This is a genomic window from Dermacoccus sp. Ellin185 (assembly GCF_000152185.1).
Lineage (GTDB): Bacteria > Actinomycetota > Actinomycetes > Actinomycetales > Dermatophilaceae > Dermacoccus > Dermacoccus nishinomiyaensis.
The window spans coordinates 17,443-34,501 of sequence record NZ_AEIQ01000054.1; the positions used below are offsets into that span (position 1 = coordinate 17,443).

General features: G+C 70.4%; 11 protein-coding genes. 2 read left to right on the plus strand and 9 right to left on the minus strand.

The features are described from left to right. Positions 1 to 29: 29 nt before the first annotated feature. The 4 genes from miaB to HMPREF0321_RS04735 all read right to left on the minus strand — a co-directional run bounded on the left by miaB (position 30) and on the right by HMPREF0321_RS04735 (position 4,313). Complete coding sequence (miaB, locus tag HMPREF0321_RS04720; protein ID WP_006944587.1) at positions 30 to 1,568, minus strand: tRNA (N6-isopentenyl adenosine(37)-C2)-methylthiotransferase MiaB; 1,539 nt, start codon at positions 1,566 to 1,568, stop codon at positions 30 to 32. Positions 1,569 to 1,631: 63 nt separating this feature from the next. Continuing rightward, a complete protein-coding gene (locus HMPREF0321_RS16960; RefSeq protein ID WP_006944585.1) occupies positions 1,632 to 2,564 on the minus strand; it encodes a regulatory protein RecX in 933 nt (310 codons plus the stop codon). An 82-nt stretch (positions 2,565 to 2,646) separates the two neighbouring features. Next, complete coding sequence (gene recA / locus HMPREF0321_RS04730) at positions 2,647 to 3,672, minus strand: recombinase RecA (RefSeq protein ID WP_369815079.1); 1,026 nt, start codon at positions 3,670 to 3,672, stop codon at positions 2,647 to 2,649. A gap of 407 nt (positions 3,673 to 4,079) precedes the next feature. Next, positions 4,080 to 4,313, minus strand: a complete 234-nt coding sequence (locus tag HMPREF0321_RS04735; RefSeq protein ID WP_040014489.1) for a DUF3046 domain-containing protein — start codon at positions 4,311 to 4,313, stop codon at positions 4,080 to 4,082. A gap of 97 nt (positions 4,314 to 4,410) precedes the next feature. Here HMPREF0321_RS04735 and HMPREF0321_RS04740 point away from each other — a divergent pair, with 97 nt between their 5' ends. Beyond that, a complete protein-coding gene (locus tag HMPREF0321_RS04740; RefSeq protein ID WP_006944573.1) occupies positions 4,411 to 9,804 on the plus strand; it encodes a DEAD/DEAH box helicase in 5,394 nt (1,797 codons plus the stop codon). A gap of 49 nt (positions 9,805 to 9,853) precedes the next feature. On the opposite strand, the gene HMPREF0321_RS04745 is transcribed toward HMPREF0321_RS04740, so the two are convergent. The 4 genes from HMPREF0321_RS04745 to rimO all read right to left on the minus strand — a co-directional run bounded on the left by HMPREF0321_RS04745 (position 9,854) and on the right by rimO (position 12,970). Beyond that, positions 9,854 to 10,147: a helix-turn-helix domain-containing protein gene (locus tag HMPREF0321_RS04745; RefSeq protein WP_006944575.1), complete on the minus strand. Its 294-nt coding sequence runs from the start codon at positions 10,145 to 10,147 to the stop codon at positions 9,854 to 9,856. Positions 10,148 to 10,297: 150 nt separating this feature from the next. After that, on the minus strand, positions 10,298 to 10,798 hold the full coding sequence (locus tag HMPREF0321_RS04750) for a CinA family protein (protein ID WP_006944589.1): 501 nt from the start codon (positions 10,796 to 10,798) through the stop codon (positions 10,298 to 10,300). After that, positions 10,795 to 11,487 (minus strand): CDP-diacylglycerol--glycerol-3-phosphate 3-phosphatidyltransferase, encoded by a 693-nt coding sequence (gene pgsA / locus HMPREF0321_RS04755; RefSeq protein WP_006944586.1) that lies wholly within the window; start codon positions 11,485 to 11,487, stop codon positions 10,795 to 10,797. The genes HMPREF0321_RS04750 and pgsA overlap by 4 nt, the downstream gene beginning before the upstream one ends. A 1-nt stretch (position 11,488) precedes the next feature. Beyond that, positions 11,489 to 12,970: a 30S ribosomal protein S12 methylthiotransferase RimO gene (gene rimO, locus HMPREF0321_RS04760; RefSeq protein ID WP_006944582.1), complete on the minus strand. Its 1,482-nt coding sequence runs from the start codon at positions 12,968 to 12,970 to the stop codon at positions 11,489 to 11,491. Between the two features lie 68 nt (positions 12,971 to 13,038). Between rimO and HMPREF0321_RS04765 the strand changes: the two genes are divergently transcribed. After that, positions 13,039 to 14,796: a MauE/DoxX family redox-associated membrane protein gene (locus tag HMPREF0321_RS04765; RefSeq protein WP_006944590.1), complete on the plus strand. Its 1,758-nt coding sequence runs from the start codon at positions 13,039 to 13,041 to the stop codon at positions 14,794 to 14,796. 186 nt (positions 14,797 to 14,982) lie between these two features. Here HMPREF0321_RS04765 and HMPREF0321_RS04770 read toward each other — a convergent pair. Further along, positions 14,983 to 17,059: DNA translocase FtsK (locus HMPREF0321_RS04770; protein WP_006944578.1), on the minus strand; the 2,077-nt coding region annotated here is incomplete at its 5' end.

Below are 17,059 nucleotides of genomic sequence, written 5' to 3' on the forward strand. Positions count from 1 at the left end.
TCAGCGCCGCCGTCGCTGCCGCGCGAGGTTCAGTTCGCGGCGCAGGCTGGCGCCGTCGCGACGGGCATCTGCGGCTGCCCGATCGACGGCATGCCGAGGCTGACGGCGGGCTTCGCGGCGCCGGTCGGCGTACCGTCGGCCGCCGCGTCCTGCAACGCCTGCCAGGCATCACCACCGCGGGTGCGGCGCACGCTGTACGTGCCGCCGTCGAGACCGGAGTCGGCGACGAGGTGGTGCGGCGCGCCGTACGTGACGTCGACCGTCACCATGTCACCGGGGCGCGGGCGCTTGGCACCCTCCGGCACGGCGAAGTGGACGAGACGGTTGTCCCGCGCCCGGCCCGACATGCGGTGCGTCTCGGCGTCCTTGCGGCCCTCGCTCGGCGCGACGAGCACCTCGACGGTGCGCCCCTCCTGCTCGCGGTTGCCCGCCCAGGAGACGCGTTCCTGCAGCTCGATGAGGCGCTCGAAACGCTCCTGGACGACCTCCTTGGGGATCTGGTCGTCCATCGTCGCGGCCGGCGTGCCAGGGCGGATCGAGTACTGGAACGTGAACGCCGAGCTGAAGCGGGAGGCCTCGACGACGTCGAGGGTGCCCTGGAAGTCCTCCTCCGTCTCGCCGGGGAAACCGACGATGATGTCGGTCGTGATCGCCGCGTCCGGCATCTTCTCGCGGACCTTCTCGATGATGCCGAGGAACTTCTTGCTGCGGTAGCTGCGGCGCATGTCCTTGAGCACCTTGTCGCTGCCCGACTGCAGCGGCATGTGCAGGCTCGGCATGACGTTCGGCGTCTCCGCCATCGCGTCGATGACGTCGTCGGTGAACGCCGCGGGGTGCGGGCTCGTGAAACGCACCCGCTCGAGGCCCTCGATCTCGCCGCACGCGCGCAGCAGCTTGCTGAACGCGTGACGGTCGCCGAACTCGACGCCGTAGGTGTTGACGTTCTGCCCGAGCAGCGTGATCTCGACGACGCCCTGCGCGACGAGGGCCTTCACCTCGGCGAGGATCTCACCGGGGCGGCGGTCCTTCTCCTTGCCGCGCAGCGCCGGCACGATGCAGAACGTGCACGTGTTGTTGCAGCCGACGGAGATCGACACCCAGCCGGAATAGGCCGAGTCGCGACGCGTCGGGAGCGTCGAGGGGAAGACCTCGAGGCTCTCGAGGATCTCCACCTGGGCCTCGGCGTTGTGACGGGCACGATCGAGCAGGGCGGGCAGCGAGCCGACGTTGTGCGTACCGAAGACGACGTCGACCCACGGCGCGCGCTCGACGATCGTCGCGCGGTCCTTCTGCGCGAGGCAGCCGCCGACGGCGATCTGCATGCCCGGCGTCGCGTCCTTCGTCGGACGCAGGTGCCCGAGGTTGCCGTAGAGCTTGTTCGCTGCGTTCTCGCGGACGGCGCACGTATTGAACACGACGAGATCGGGGTTCTCGGAGCGCTCCGTCTCCGGAAGCGCCGCGAAGTCGGTGTAACCGGCCTGTTCGAGCAGCCCCGAGATGCGCTCGGAGTCGTGGACATTCATCTGGCACCCGTGGGTGCGCACCTCATACGTCTTAGCCATGGCCATCCAAGTCTACGCCGGTCGGCGTGGTCGAGTTCCGGGGCGCTACGGGGCCTGATTCGTGCTCGCTCATGACGCTTCCTCCTGCACCTGCCGGATGACGGACCACACGAGCTCGCCCGAGTAGCCCTTGCGAGCGAGCAGCCCGGCGAGGCGGCGCGTCTGCGTCGGCTCGTCAAGCCGGCTCATCGTCACCATCTTCTTGCGCGCCAGGACGAGAGCTTGCTCGCGTTCGACATCGTCGTCGACCTGTTCGAGCGCGACGGTCGCGACGTCGTCGTCGATGCCCTTGCGCTTGAGCTCCTGACGCAGCGCGCGACGGGCGAGCCCCCGGGAGGCGAGCTTCGAACGCACGAGCATGGCGGCATAGGCCTCGTCGTCGACGAGCCCGATGTCCTCCATGCGGTCGAGGACGACGTCGATGACGTCCTCGCTCACCTCCTTCTCACGCAGCTTGTCGGCGAGCTGCGAGCGGCTGCGCGGCATCGCCGTGAGCTGCGTGAGGACGATCTCGCGCGCGTACCCGATCGGGTCCTTCTCGCGCTCAGCTGCCTCGGCTTCCCGTCGCGCCGCTGCCCGCTTCTCGCGCCGCTCGGCTTTCTCGGCCCACGTCAGCTGCTTCTTGGCCTTGCGATTGGCGCCTGAGCGCGCGCCTACGCCCGAGGACGAGGCGCCGAAGGACGACGTACCGAACGATGATTGGCCGAACCCGGACGACGAACCGCCCCGACCCTGGCGCCGGCGCCCGGCGCGGCCGGGCCGGGCGCTGGCGTTGTCGCCGTCACCACTGTCGTCACCGGCGAAGCGGCTTTCGTGGCCCGCCGAGCCGAAGGGACGAGCGACTCCGGCGGCAGGGTCGCCGGTCGACAAGCCGCGCGCCGTGGCCGGTCGCTCGTCGCCCCACGTCTGTGACGCGGCGAGGCTCGCCTCGCCGACGTCGACGGGGTCGACGAAGTCGGGCAGCCCCAGAGACTGCCTGACGTCGTCAGGTCGTGAAGGCATGTGTCGCGCTCACCGTCTCCCACACGCGGCGACGTCGATCCCCGGTCGGAGCGGGGGCGTCACCGCCGCGTCGTGGCGTCGATCAGAAGTCGACCATGACCTCGGCGTCGATGGGCGCGTCCGGGTCGAGGCCCTCGAGCACCGCGTCGTCGTCCGGGATGATGCCGAGCTTCTTCTTGATCTTGAGCTCGAGTTCATCGGTGAGCTGCGGGTTGTCCTTGAGGAAGGTGCGGGCGTTCTCCTTGCCTTGCCCCAACTGGTCGCCCTCGTACGTGTACCAGGCACCCGACTTGCGGACGAAGCCCTGCTCGACACCCATGTCGATGAGGCCACCCTCGCGCGAGATGCCCTGGCCGTAGAGGATGTCGAACTCCGCCTGCTTGAACGGCGGCGCCACCTTGTTCTTCACGATCTTGGCGCGAGTGCGGTTGCCGACCGGCTCCGAACCGTCCTTGAGCGTCTCGATGCGGCGCACGTCGATGCGGACGGACGCGTAGAACTTGAGGGCCTTACCACCGGTCGTCGTCTCCGGGGAGCCGAACATGACACCGATCTTCTCGCGCAGCTGGTTGATGAAGATCGCCGTCGTGCCGGTCGAGTTGAGCGCACCGGTGATCTTGCGCAGCGCCTGCGACATGAGGCGCGCCTGCAGACCGACGTGGCTGTCACCCATCTCGCCCTCGATCTCGGCCCGGGGCACGAGCGCAGCGACCGAGTCGATGACGATGATGTCGAGCGAACCGGAACGGATCAGCATGTCCGCGATCTCGAGCGCCTGCTCACCCGTGTCGGGCTGGCTGACGAGCAGCGAGTCGGTGTCGACACCGAGCTTGCGGGCGTACTCCGGGTCGAGCGCGTGCTCGGCGTCGATGAAGGCCGCGATGCCGCCGGCCTTCTGCGCGTTGGCGACGGCGTGGAGCGCGACCGTCGTCTTACCCGAAGATTCCGGGCCGTAGATCTCGACGACACGGCCACGGGGCAGGCCACCGATGCCGAGCGCGACGTCGAGCGCGATCGAGCTGGTGGGGATGACCTCGATCGGAGGACGCACGTCCTCGCCGAGGCGCATGATCGAGCCCTTGCCGTGGGCCTTCTCGATCTGAGCCATCACGGTGTCGAGCGACTTGATCTTGTCGCCCGATGCTGACGGGTTGGGGGTGGTGGGTGCCTTGGCCATGGCCGTTCTCCTTCGAAATCGTGGGTGGTCGCGCCTACCGGCGATCGACGAGCAGGCCGACGTGCTGGGTGACCTCGTGTCGAATCAGACGCTAGATGCGACCACCGACAACACCGGAATCACGGGCCACGCACGCTGTGGAGAAGGGTTCCCCGGCGTCGCATCTGTGGACCACATTACACGAAATAGAACACGCGTTCGAACAGCGTCGCGTGGCGTGTCCGCGTGCGGTCGACGAGCCACCTCAGACCCGCGACGGCGGCACCCGCCATTCTCGTTCCGCTCACCCCTACCCACTGCCGGGACGACCCGCCCGGCTCATCGGAACCGAGACGGCCTCACTCGAACGGGTGGTCGATGACGGGCCAGTCGCGGCCCAGGCGGCGCTCCTCGGGGATGTCGAAGGCGTCGCACACGGCCAGCCAGACCCGTCGGGCGGGGACGCCGGCCGCGAGCGCCTCGCTCGCGGTGCGCCCGTCGAGCGCGCCGAAGACGTGGCTGCTCGCCACCATCGAGCCGTAGGCGTCGCCGAACTCGTCTGCCATGAGGCGGTTGAACTCACTCTCTCGCACCCCGCCACCCTCGCCCACGGGCCACTGCGGGGGCAACCTGACGGGGCGAAAACCGCGAAACGACGGGTTGTCGGCGCCGCGTGGCACGCTTGGGCGCATGAACAGCCCTGTCGTCGAACGTTTCTGGCCGGCCACCCGTGAGTGGTTCACGGGCACGTTCGGCGCACCCACCCCCGCTCAGGAGGGCGCGTGGGAAGCGATCAGTGAGGGGCAGCACACGCTCGTCGTCGCCCCGACCGGTTCGGGCAAGACCCTGAGCGCCTTCCTGTGGGGGCTCGACCAGGTCATGCACGCCGGCGACGACGCGCAGCCCGACGCCGACCACCGCTGCCGGGTCCTGTACGTCTCGCCGATGAAGGCCCTCGCCGTCGACGTCGAACGCAACCTGCGCTCCCCCCTCGTCGGCATCCGTCACGCGGCGACGCGCCTCGGCCTGAGCGAGCCCGAGGTCTCGGTGGCGGTGCGTTCCGGCGACACGACTCCGAAGCAGCGGCGCGACTTCGCGAGCAAGGGCGCCGATGTCCTCATCACGACCCCGGAGTCGCTGTTTCTGCTTCTGACGAGCAACGCGCGCGAGCGGCTGAAGGGCGTGCAGTACGTCATCATCGACGAGATCCACGCCGTCGCGGGCACCAAGCGTGGCGCGCACCTCGCCGTCACGCTCGAACGCCTCGACGAGTTGCTCGACTCCCCCGCGCAGCGCATCGGCCTTTCGGCCACCGTCCGCCCGATCAGCGAGGTCGAGCGCTATCTCGCCGGCGGGCGCCCCGTCACGACGGTCGCGCCGCCGATCACGAAGACGTGGGAGCTCGACGTCGTCGTCCCCGTCGAGGACATGGCAGACCTCGCCTCCAGCCCGCGGGACGACGACGCCTCGTTCGACGATCACGCCCCGGAGCGGACGGCGTCGATCTGGCCCCACGTCGAGGAACGCATCGTCGACCTCATCGCCGCGCACACCTCGACGCTCGTGTTCGCCAACTCGCGGCGACTCGCCGAGCGTCTGACGGCACGCCTCAACGAGATCTGGGCCGAGCGCCTCGACGCCGCGGCGCAGGCGGAAGCGCTCGGCAGCTCAGCCGGGGCAGACGACATCGACCTCGACGCGGCCGACCTGAACGACGACGACGCGACCGCCGCAGACGCGGACAAGCCAGCGCACGCATCGTCGAGCTCCCTCGTCGACCCGTGGGCCACAGGCCCCGTCGGCGACGTCATGACCGGCGCTGCCCGGGCTGACGAGGCTCGCGCCGGAGATGGCCGGGCGACCCGCGACGAGGTCATGCCTGGGTACGACGCGCGCGCCTCGACCCCACCTGCGGCGCTCGTCGGCGGTGCCGGGACGTCGGCGGGCACGCCGGCCGTCATCGCGCGCGCTCACCACGGGTCGGTGAGCAAGGACGTGCGGGCGGAGATCGAGGGCCAGCTCAAGGCGGGGCGCCTGCCCGCCGTCGTCGCGACGAGTTCGTTGGAACTCGGCATCGACATGGGCGCGATCGATCTCGTCGTACAGGTCGAATCGCCACCGAGCGTGGCGAGCGGGCTGCAGCGCATCGGCCGTGCGGGTCACCAGGTCGGGGCGACGAGCCACGGTGTGCTCTTCCCCAAGTACCGCGGCGATCTGCTGAGCGCCGCGGTCGTCGTCGACCGCATGCGGCGCGGCCTCATCGAGTCGATCGCGGTTCCGGCCAACCCCCTCGACGTTCTCGCGCAACAGGTTGTCGCGATGGTTGCGATGGACGAGTGGCGTCGCGATGACCTCGAACGGGTGCTGCGTCGCGCGGCGTCGTTCGCGGGTCTGACGGGCAGCGTCCTCGACTCCGTCCTCGACATGCTGTCGGGGCTGTACCCGAGCGACACCTTCCGTGAGCTGCGCGCCCGCATCGTCTGGGATCGCAGCGACGACGTGCTGCGCTCGCGCCCCGGCGCGCAACGACTGGCCGTCACCTCCGGCGGCACCATCCCCGACCGCGGCCTGTACGGCGTCTTCCTCGCGGGCGGCGACGGGCCGGGGCGCCGCGTCGGCGAACTCGACGAGGAGATGGTCTACGAGAGCCGCGTCGGAGATGTGTTCACCCTCGGCACGAGCACGTGGCGCATCGAGGACATCACGCGCGATCAGGTGCTCGTCACCCCCGCGCCGGGGCAGGTGGCGCGGTTGCCGTTCTGGAAGGGTGACGCACTGTCGCGACCCCTCGAACTCGGTGAGGCGATCGGTGCGTTCACCCGGGAGATGGCCGAGACCAGCGACGACGACGCCCTCACGCGCGCCCGCGAACTCGGGCTCGACGAACTCGCCGCCCGCAACCTGCTCACCTACCTGCGTGAGCAACAGGAAGCCGTCGGGCACATGCCGACCGACCGCACCGTCGTCATCGAACGCTTCCGCGACGAGATGGGCGACTGGCGCATCGTCGTGCACTCCCCCTTCGGCGCGTCCGTGCACGCACCGTGGGCGCTCGCCGTCAGCGCCCGGATGGCGGAGCGGTTCGGCGTCGAGGTGCAGGCCATGCACACCGATGACGGGCTGGTCTTCCGCCTGCTCGAGACCGAGGGCGATGACGACACCCTGACGAACGCCCTCATCGAGGCGATCGTGCTCGACCCGGACGATGTGGCCGACATCGTCACCCATCAGGTCGGCGGCACGCCCCTGTTCGCGGCGCGATTCCGCGAGTGCGCCGCGCGTGCGCTGCTGCTGCCGCGCGGTAACCCGGGCAAGCGTCAGGCGCTGTGGCAGCAACGTCAGCGGGCCGCGCAGCTGCTCGAGGTCGCGAGCGCCTACCCCAGCTTCCCGATCGTCCTCGAGGCGGTGCGTGAGGTGCTGCAGGACGTCTACGACGTGCCCGGCCTCGTGAATCTCATGCGTTCCATCGCCAAGCGCGAGGTGCGTGTCGTGCACACGCAGACGACGTCGCCGAGCCCGTACGCCAAGGCGATGCTGTTCAGCTACGTCGCGCAGTTCCTCTACGAGGGCGATTCGCCGCTCGCGGAGCGGCGCGCCGCCGCGTTGTCGCTCGACCCGGAGTTGCTCGCCGACCTGCTCGGGTCCGCCGGCGGACTGTCCGTCGCCGACCTGCTCGACCCCGACGTCGTGCGGTTGTTCGAGTCGCGCACCCAACGGCTCGCGCCCGACCGGCGTCTGCGCCATGCCGAGGATCTCGCCGATGCCCTGCGCGCCCTTGGCCCGCTGACGCTCGAGGAGATCGCCGCAAGGGCTGTGCCGGCCTCGACGTCGTCGGCCGACCCGGTGGTATCGCAGGCGGAGTCATCCGGTCCGGCGCCGACGGCGGCAGGTGAGCTGGCGGAGACCGGCGACGACGCGGTGGAGGCGACCTCGACGGACGTGACGGCTGACGACGTGGGGTCGGACGCGGCCGACCATGAGTCGGAGCTCGACCCACCTCCCGGTGCCGAGGCCCGCGACGTCGAGCCGTGGTGGCGCGAACTCGTCGCGGCCCGGCGCGCCATCGAGGTGCGTTGGGGCGGTGACGTGCGCCTCGCCGCGATCGAGGACGCGTCGCGTCTGCGGGATGCGCTCGGTGTCGCGCTTCCGCCCGGCGTTGCGCAGGCGTATCTCGAACCCGTGACGGCGCCGCTCGACGATCTACTGCTGCGATACGCGGCGAGCCACGCCCCGTTCACCGCGGCCCGCGCGGCGCGACACTACGGCCTCGGCGTCGCCGTCGTCACGAGTGCGCTGACGCGGCTCGCGCACGACTCGCGCCTCGTCCACGGAGCTCTGCTGCCCGACTCGCTCGGCGGCGGCGATCGTGACGGGGAGTTCTGCGACCCGGGCGTCTTGCGCACGCTGCGACGCATGTCGCTGGCGTCATTGCGCGCGGAGATCGAACCGGTCGCCGCGGAGCAGTACGCCCGTTTCCTGCCGCGCTGGCAGCAGGTGGGTGGGGGGCTGCGCGGACCCGACGGTGTGCTCGCCGCCCTCGAACCGCTCGTCGGGGTGCCGCTGCCCGCGTCCGCGATCGAGAGCCTCATCCTGCCGGCCCGCGTGACGAACTACCGCCCCTCCGACCTCGACGAGCTGCTCGCCGCCGGTGAACTGCTGTGGCAGGGGCACGGCAGCATCTCCGCCGACGACGGTTGGATCAGTTTCCACTTCCCCGACACCGCTCCCCTGACGCTGGCCGCGCACGCCCTTCCGAGTGAGCTCGACGCCCCCGGCCGTGAGGCGCCCGCAGAAGAGCGGTCGACGGCCGCTGCCGCATCGTCCGAGATTGCGAGATCTGGTGCCGCCCGATCTGACGCCGAGCCAGATGCGCAGACATCCGACGCGGCGGCCTCTGGCGTTGTCGATAACACCGACGATGCCGACGTCAATGGCTCGGGTGTGAGCGAACCACCCGCCGACCAACTCGCCGAGGTGGCGGGTGCCGCCGCCCCGATGACGGCTGACTCAGGTGCGCACGGCGCGACCGCTGAGTCCCGCGACGACAGGACGGCAGCGCCCACTCAGACCGGGACGCAGAAGGGGCGTTCGCCCCTCACCGGCGCCGCAGTGGCGCGAGCCCTCGGGGTTGGTGGCAGCCACCTGTTCGCCGATCTGCGCACTCGCCTGGCAACCGCGGACGACTCGGCTCTCACGAGCGCGCTGTGGGACGCGGTGTGGAACGGTCACGTCAGCGGCGATACGTTCGCGCCCGTGCGCGCTCTGCTCACCGGCGGCGCGAGTGCGCACAAGCCGCGGGTGTCGACGGCGCGCGGCTCGCGGTATGCCCGCCTGCGGGGTCCGTCGTTGTCGTCGCGTGCCGGCCGCCCCAGCGCAGCGGCCGCCGGCAGGACCCCTCCGACCGCCGTCGGACGATGGCGCCTCCTGCCCGCAGCCGAGGATGATCTCACCGAACGCACGTTCACGCGGGCCGAGGGGCTGCTCGCCCGCCACGGCATCGTGACGCGCGGCGCCGTCGTCGACGAGGACGTCGTCGGCGGGTTCGCCGCCGTCTACAAGGTGCTCGCCGGCGCCGAGGAGCGCGGGCTCGTGCGGCGCGGCTACTTCGTCGAAGGTCTCGGTGCCTCGCAGTTCGGGGCGTCGGTCGCCGTCGATGCGCTGCGTGCGACGCGCGCGCCGGAGCCCGATCCGTGGGGTTCGCGGCCCGTCGAGTGTCTCGTGCTCGCGGCCTGCGACCCGGCCAACCCGTTCGGTGCGGCGCTGCCGTGGCCTCCGGCACGTGACGAGCACGCCGGTCACCGTCCCGGGCGCAAGGCGGGCGCGCTCGTCGTCATCGCCGACGGCGCTCTCGTCGCCTACGTGGAACGCGGCGGCCGCACGGCCCTCACCTGGACGGCCGAGGACGCCGTCTGGCCGGAGGTGGGCGCACGATTGGCGGGGCTCGTCAGCGGCGGCCAGGTCGACTCGCTCAGCATCAAGACGGTGAACGGGATCAGCGCCCTCACCTCGGAGGAGCCGATCGTGAAGGCGCTGATGGACGCGGGGTTCGTCGCCGGGCCGCACGGCATCCGCAAGCGACGCTGAGCATCACCACGGCGGGCTCCCCGCGACGGCGCCGCTCAGCCGAGGGCCGTCACGCAGCCTTGGCGACCGCCGCACGGTTGGGGTGCAGGACGAGGGGTGCGTGCGCAGCCTCGGCGCGCGCGACGTTCTGGGCGACGAGGTGCAGTGTCTGCGACATCGGCAGCTCGAGCGCCTCGCAGACGGCGGCGAGCAGCTCGGACGAGGCTTCCTTCTCGCCGCGCTCGATCTCGCTCAGGTAACCGAGCGAGACGCGCGCCGCCTTCGAGACCTCGCGCAGGGTGCGCCCCTGCGCCTGACGCTGGGAGCGCAGCACGTCACCGAGCTCTTCGCGAAGCAAGATCATGCGTATCTCCTGGTGACGATGGCACGTGCGTGCCAGTTGTGGTTGCTCTCACTGTAGCGGCGACGGGTGACAAACCTCCGAGGGCCGCCGTGGACGAGCCGCCGACGACGGTTTGGTCGGCGGCGTGTTCCATACGGATCGTGTGAGCCCTCACGCCTGGTCGAGGCTCATCCGCCATGCTGCTTCGCTCGCAGCCTGACGGATCGCCGCACGATCACCGCTGAAGGTGAACTCTTGAACGTGACAACGCACACCGTCGGGCTCGGATTCCCGGTCCACGACCGCGATCGCCACGTAGCAGCGTCCGACAGGTTGACCGTCCTGTTCGCTCGGCCCGGCAACGCCCGTCGTCGCGGCGGCCACGTCGGCTTCGAAGAGACGTAGCGCACGGCGCGCCATCTGGGTGGCGACCTCGGCATCGACGGCTCCGCGTTCGGCGAGCAGAGCTTCGTCCACCCCGAGGACGGCGGCTTTCGCCTCCGTCGCATAGGTGACGGCCGCGCCGCGCAGCACACGGCTGGCGCCGGGGACGTCGGCGATCCCCGCGCTGACGAGCCCCGCCGTCAGCGATTCTGCGCAGGCGAACCTCAGCCCGCGACGGGTGAAATCCTCGACGAGCCGCTGAGCCGTCTCGGACGCTCCCACGCTCATGCCGACCCTTCCGTCCCGCGCCCCCCATGACGGCGGTTGAGCCGCGCCGCCTGGACGAAGTAGTCGACGCCGGTGACGACGGTGACGACGATCGCGCCCGCGAGAATCGCCCACGCCAGCGCGTGCCCGACCCACGGCAGCGGCAGCACGAACAGGCCGGCTGCGAGTGCCTGCAGCGCCGTCTTGATCTTGCCGCCGCGGCTGGCCGGCATGACGCGGTGGCTGCGGCGGATGACGACGAATCGCAGTGCGGTGACGGCGATCTCGCGCGCGAGGATGAGCACGGTCGCCCACCACGGCACGACGTCGATGAGTGACAGGCCGACGAACGCCATGCCGGTGAGGGCCTTGTCGGCGATCGGGTCCATCAGCTTGCCGAAGTCGGTGACGAGTCCACGCTTGCGGGCGATGTCGCCGTCGATGCGGTCGGTGATCGCCGCGACGGCGAACAGCACGAACGCGATGATGCGGAACGTGTCGTCGTGCCCGCCGCGAGCGACGAGGAACCAGCCGAAGAACGGCACGAGCGCGATGCGACCCATCGTCAAGGCGTTCGCAATGTTCCAGTCGCTGACGGTCTCGCGGCCCGCAGGCGCGTCGACGGGGGCCGCAGGCTCGCAGGCTGCGTCGTCCGTCACGCCACCCTCGGTCGCCTCGGGCGTGTGGCCCTGAGTCGCACGATGCGCCACGTCAGCGCAGCTCCCCGACGAGGTCGATTCCTTCGGTGGCGACGACCTCGACCTCGACGATGTCGCCGACGCGCAGTTCGCGCCCGTCGGGGGCCTCGACGTAGGTCATGCCGTCGACGTCCGGGCCCTGCTGCCCGGCGCGGCCGACATGGCGAACGGCGGCCTCGGGGTCGTCCTCGTCGTCCGACTCGGTGGCCTCGATGAGCACCTCGAGACGCTCCCCGATGCGCTCCTCGGCGCGCTGCAGGTTGAGCTCCTCGGTCAGGGTGCGGAAGTGCTCGAGGCGCGCGTCGATCTCGTCCTGCGGCAGCTTGTCGGCATAGGTCTCGGCCTCGGTGCCGTCCTCGTCGGAGTAGCCGAAGACACCGACGACGTCGAGGCGCGCCGCGACGAGGAACTGTTCGAGTTCGTCGAGGTCCTTCTCACTCTCGCCCGGGAACCCGACGATGACGTTCGAACGGATGCCCGCGTTCGGCACGCGGCGCCGCACGTCGTCGAGCAGGCCGAGGAAGGACTCGCGATCGCCGAAGCGCCGCATCGTGCGCAGCAACGGGCCGGAGGCGTGCTGGAACGAGATGTCGAAGTACGGCGCGATACCAGGCGTGTTCGCCATGACATCGAGCAGGTCGGGCCGGATCTCCGCGGGCTGCAGGTACGACACGCGCACACGTTCGATGCCGTCCACGGCGACGAGCTCGGGCAGCATCGTGTCGAGCAGGCGCAGGTCACCGAGGTCCTTGCCGTAGGAGGTCGAGTTCTCCGAGACGAGGAAGACCTCCTTGACGTCGTGCTCACCGAGCCAGCGCGCCTCCGCGAGGACGTCGGCGGGGCGACGCGAGATGAACGCGCCGCGGAACGCGGGAATCGCGCAGAAAGCGCACCGTCGGTCGCAGCCGCTCGCGATCTTGAGCGGCGCCCACGGACGGCCGTCGAGGCGGGCACGGATGACGCGCGGCGTCGCGACGGGCGAGGCCACCTCGACGTCCGACGGCTCGCTGACCGGCGCACCGTGGCCGGGCAGCGCGAGACCGCCGGCGCCCTCCTGCCGCTTCGCGGGCGAGATCGGCAGTAGCTTGCGGCGGTCGCCTGGCATGTGCGCCTCGGGCTTGTGGCCGTTGAGCACCGACGTCAGGTGCGTCGACATGTCGGTGTAGGAATCGAAACCGAGCACCGCGTCGGCCTCGGGCAGCTGATCGGCGAGCTGCTTGCCGTAGCGCTCGGCGAGGCAGCCGACGGCGACGACGGCCTGCGTCCGCCCGGATTCCTTGAGTTCGTTCGCCTCGAGCAGCGCGTCGATCGAGTCCTTCTTCGCCTGCTCGACGAACCCGCACGTGTTGACGACGGCGACGTCCGCCTCTGCGGCATCGTCGACGAGCGTCCAGCCCTCCGCGGACAGACGCCCCGCGAGCTCTTCGGAGTCGACCTCGTTGCGCGCGCATCCGAGGGTGACGACGGCGACGCTGCGGGTGGGGGCGGAAGTCATGCTCGAAAGTCTAGTGGCGCCGCCCTCGCCCAAGGTTCGGCCCACGCCGAGCGACCTATCATTGGCGCGTGTATGACGCCCCTCTGATCGTCCCGGCCGTCCTCCTCGCGTTCGTGCTCCTCGTCTCCGGCGTCGCGAAGCTCGCGGATCTCGAGACCGCCGCCCAGGCCTTCACGAGCCTGCGCCTGCCGCGATTCCTCATGCGGTGGAAGGTGCCGACGCTGCTGCCGGTCGCCGAGATCGTGCTCGCGATCGCGCTCATCGTGACGTCGGGGTGGCTCGCGGCCGTGGTCAACGTAGCGGCCGTGCTGCTGTTCGTCGCCTACCTCGTCGTCATCGTGCGCGCGCTGGGCTTCGGCGAGCCCGTCACGTGCTCGTGCTTCGGCAAACTCGGCCTCGGCTTCGTCGACCGATTCACTGCGGTACGCAACGTCGTCCTCGTCGCGCTCGCGGCGCTGTCGCTGTTCGACGCGGCGCGTGGTGACGGCGTCCTGGCGCGCCTGCGTGATTTCGACGGCGGCGAGTGGGCCTGGCTCGCGGGCGTGTTGGGCGCGGTGCTGCTGACGTGGCTCATCGCTGGCCTCCGCGGCGACGACTCGGTGGCTTCTGCGGTCTCGGGCCCGGTGGCCACCGCGGGCGGCGGCGACGAGGACGACTACCTGCGCGTCCCCGTCCCCTTCGCCGCCGTCACGACGCCGGGCGGGCAGAGCGTGACCCTGCGCGATCTCGCGGCGCGTGAAGCCGTTCTGCTGCTCTTGGTGTCACCGACGTGCGGCTCGTGCATCGACGTCATCGAGCACGCGCGCACCTGGCAGCGCACCATGCCGGCGCTGCGCACGAGCCTCGTGCTGCCGATGGCGCCGCGCGAGGTCGTGCCGGGCCTCGACGACGCCGACGACTTCGACCTGCTCTTCGACGAGACGTACGCCATCGCGCGGCTGTTCGGCGTCGGCACTCCCTCGGCCGTGCTGCTCGGCGCCGACGGCAAGCTCGCCGGCGGGCCGGTGGGCGGCACGAAGGACGTCATCGCTCTCATGGGTGACATCGCCGACCAGCTCGGTGCCGCGCCGAACGAGAACCCCGCCGACACCTCAACCGTGGGGGTTTCGGACGCCGCGCCATTGGACCCCGCAGTTGCCCCGGCCACCGGCGCCGCGGCCCCGAACCCTCCGAAGCCTCACGCGAGTGGCGCCCCGGCCGCCGACGCCGCCGCGTCGAGCGCCGTCGAGTCTCACGGGGTTGACGCCCTCACCGCTGAGACGCCCGTCGCCCCTGATGGCACTCGCGCCGGTGATGCCCCTGAATCTCCGGCCGCCTCCGTCAACCAAGCGCCTCAAGCCGCGGGCGTTCACAACGTCTCGGACCCCTCAGAGGCGAGCGACGATGATCTGCTCGACTACGTGCCGACGCCGACGCCGTTCATGATGTTCGAGGACGCGACGGGCGCGACGACGTCACTGCGACAGATTGGCGCGATGGGCCCAGCGATCTTTCTCTACGTCTCACCGTCGTGTGGGTCGTGTCTGCACGTCATGGACGCAGCGCCGGCGTGGCAGGAACAGCTCGGTGCCCTGCCGATCCACTACGTCGTCACGACGCAGCCGCAGGCGGACGTCATCGTCGAGCGCGGCACCGACCCGGCCCGTGTCATGATCGACGAGCCGCTCGCCATCTCACAGATGATGCGGGTCGGCACACCGACGCTGTTCGCCGTCGGCCCGACGCAGGAACTCATCGCCGGCCCCGTCTCGGGATTCGATGCCATCGAGGCGACGATGCAGGACATCCTCACCGAGGTCGCCGCTGCCCGCCCGGCTCACTCCTGACGGAGCCGTCCCCGTCGGCGATTTACGTCCACCTTCGGAATTGCCGTCCCCTTCCGCGAACGGCGTCCACCTTCGCGATTCTTGGTCACTCTCATGAAGGTGACCGAGAACCGCGAACGTGGACGAAAATCGCAGATGGGGACGGGAATCGCAGATGGGCGCGCGCCCGAGCCGCGGACGAGCGGGTCAGCGGGCGTTGCTCGTGAGGTTCCAGGCGTCCTCAGAACCGTCGTCATCGGACGAGTCGTGCCCGTCGTAGTACTGCTCGCCCGGCTCGGCGAGGTCGGCCTGCGACTGCGCGACGAGGTCGATCGGCCCCGCTCCCATCGAACCGCCCGCACCCATCGAGCCGGGTGCACCCGTGGAACCCCCGGAGCCGCCCGAACCCCTACCGCCGAGGGCGTCGTCCTCGTCAGCATCCGCGAAACCGTCGCCACCCGACGCATCGGGCACGTCCTCGCCCTTGAGCAACGCGAGCGTCTGCGGCAAGTCGTCGGGCTTGACGAGCACGTCGCGCGCCTTCGACCCCTCGGACGGGCCGACGATGGCGCGCGATTCGAGCAGGTCCATGAGGCGCCCGGCCTTCGCGAATCCGACGCGCAGCTTGCGCTGCAGCATCGAGGTCGATCCGAACTGTGTCGTGACGACGAGTTCGGCGGCCTGCAGCAGCACGTCGAGGTCGTCGCCGATGTCGTCGTCGATCTCCTTCTTCGGCGCGACCTGCGCGACGTCCTCGCGGTAGTTCGGCGCGAGCTGGCTCTTGACGTGCGCGACGACGGCGTGGATCTCGGATTCGTTGACCCATGCGCCCTGCACGCGCATCGGCTTGCTCGCACCCATCGGCAGGAACAGCGCGTCACCCTGACCGAGCAGCTTCTCGGCACCGGGCTGGTCGAGCACGACGCGGCTGTCGGCGAGCGACGACGTCGCGAACGCCAGGCGCGACGGCACGTTGGCCTTGATGATGCCGGTGACGACGTCGACGGACGGGCGCTGCGTCGCGAGGATGAGGTGAATGCCCGCGGCACGCGCGAGCTGCGTGATGCGCTGGATCGACGCCTCGACGTCGCGCGGCGCGACGAGCATGAGGTCGGCGAGCTCGTCGACGACGACGAGCAGGTAGGGGTACGGCGCGAGCTTGCGCTTGCTGTCGGGCGGCAGCTGCACCTTGCCCGCGCGCACCGCCTTGTTGAACTCGTCGATGTGCTTGTAGCCGAACGCGGCCAGGTCGTCATAGCGTGCGTCCATCTCGCGCACGACCCACTCGAGTGCCTCGGCGGCCTTCTTCGGGTTCGTGATGATCGGCGTGATGAGGTGCGGGATGCCCTCGTACGCCGTCAGTTCGACGCGCTTGGGGTCGACGAGCACCATGCGCACCTCTTCGGGCGTGGCCCGCATGAGCAACGACGTGATCATCGAGTTGACGAAGCTCGACTTACCGGCGCCCGTCGCACCCGCGACGAGCATGTGCGGCATCTTCGCGAGGTTCGCGACGACGTAGCCGCCCTCGACGTCCTTGCCGACACCCATGACCATCGGGTGCGTGTTGTTGCGCGCCGCCTGGCTGCGCAGCACGTCGCCGAGGCTGACGAGTTCCTTGTCGGCGTTCGGGATCTCGATACCGATGGCCTTCTTGCCGGGGATCGGCGACAGGATGCGCACGTCGGCGCTCGCGACGGCGTACGAGATGTTCTTGCTCAACCCCGTCACACGGTCGACCTTGACGCCGGGGCCGAGTTCGACCTCGTAGCGCGTCACCGTCGGGCCGCGCGTGAACCCGCTGACGACGGCGTCGATACCGAACTGCTCGAGTACCTCGGTCAGCGCGTCGACGACGCGGTCGTTCGCGGCGGAACGCTCCTTGGGCGGGGTCCCCTGTTCGAGGACGTTCGAATCGGGCAGCGTGTACGTGACGTCGCCGCCCATTGCGAGCTGCTCGACACGAGGTGGAAGCTGTTCGGTGGGCTGAGCCTCCACCTGACGTTGAGGGACGGCTGCGGCCGGCGCAGCCTGCTCGACGCGCGTGGCACCGGCATCCTGACGGGCCGCCGCGGCCTTCGGCGACTCCCCCGGCCGCTGTGCCGACGCCGGGCGCGACGCCTGCGCCGCACGTGCGGAGGCCTGGTCGACGACGGCATCGTCGACGGAATCCATGGGTGCGGAGCGGCGCGCTGCCCCACCTGCCGCCTCCCCTGCCGGCGACGCTCCGGAGCGCGATGCCCGGGCTCGCGCGAGCGCAGCGGCGCTCGCGTCGCCCGCGCGC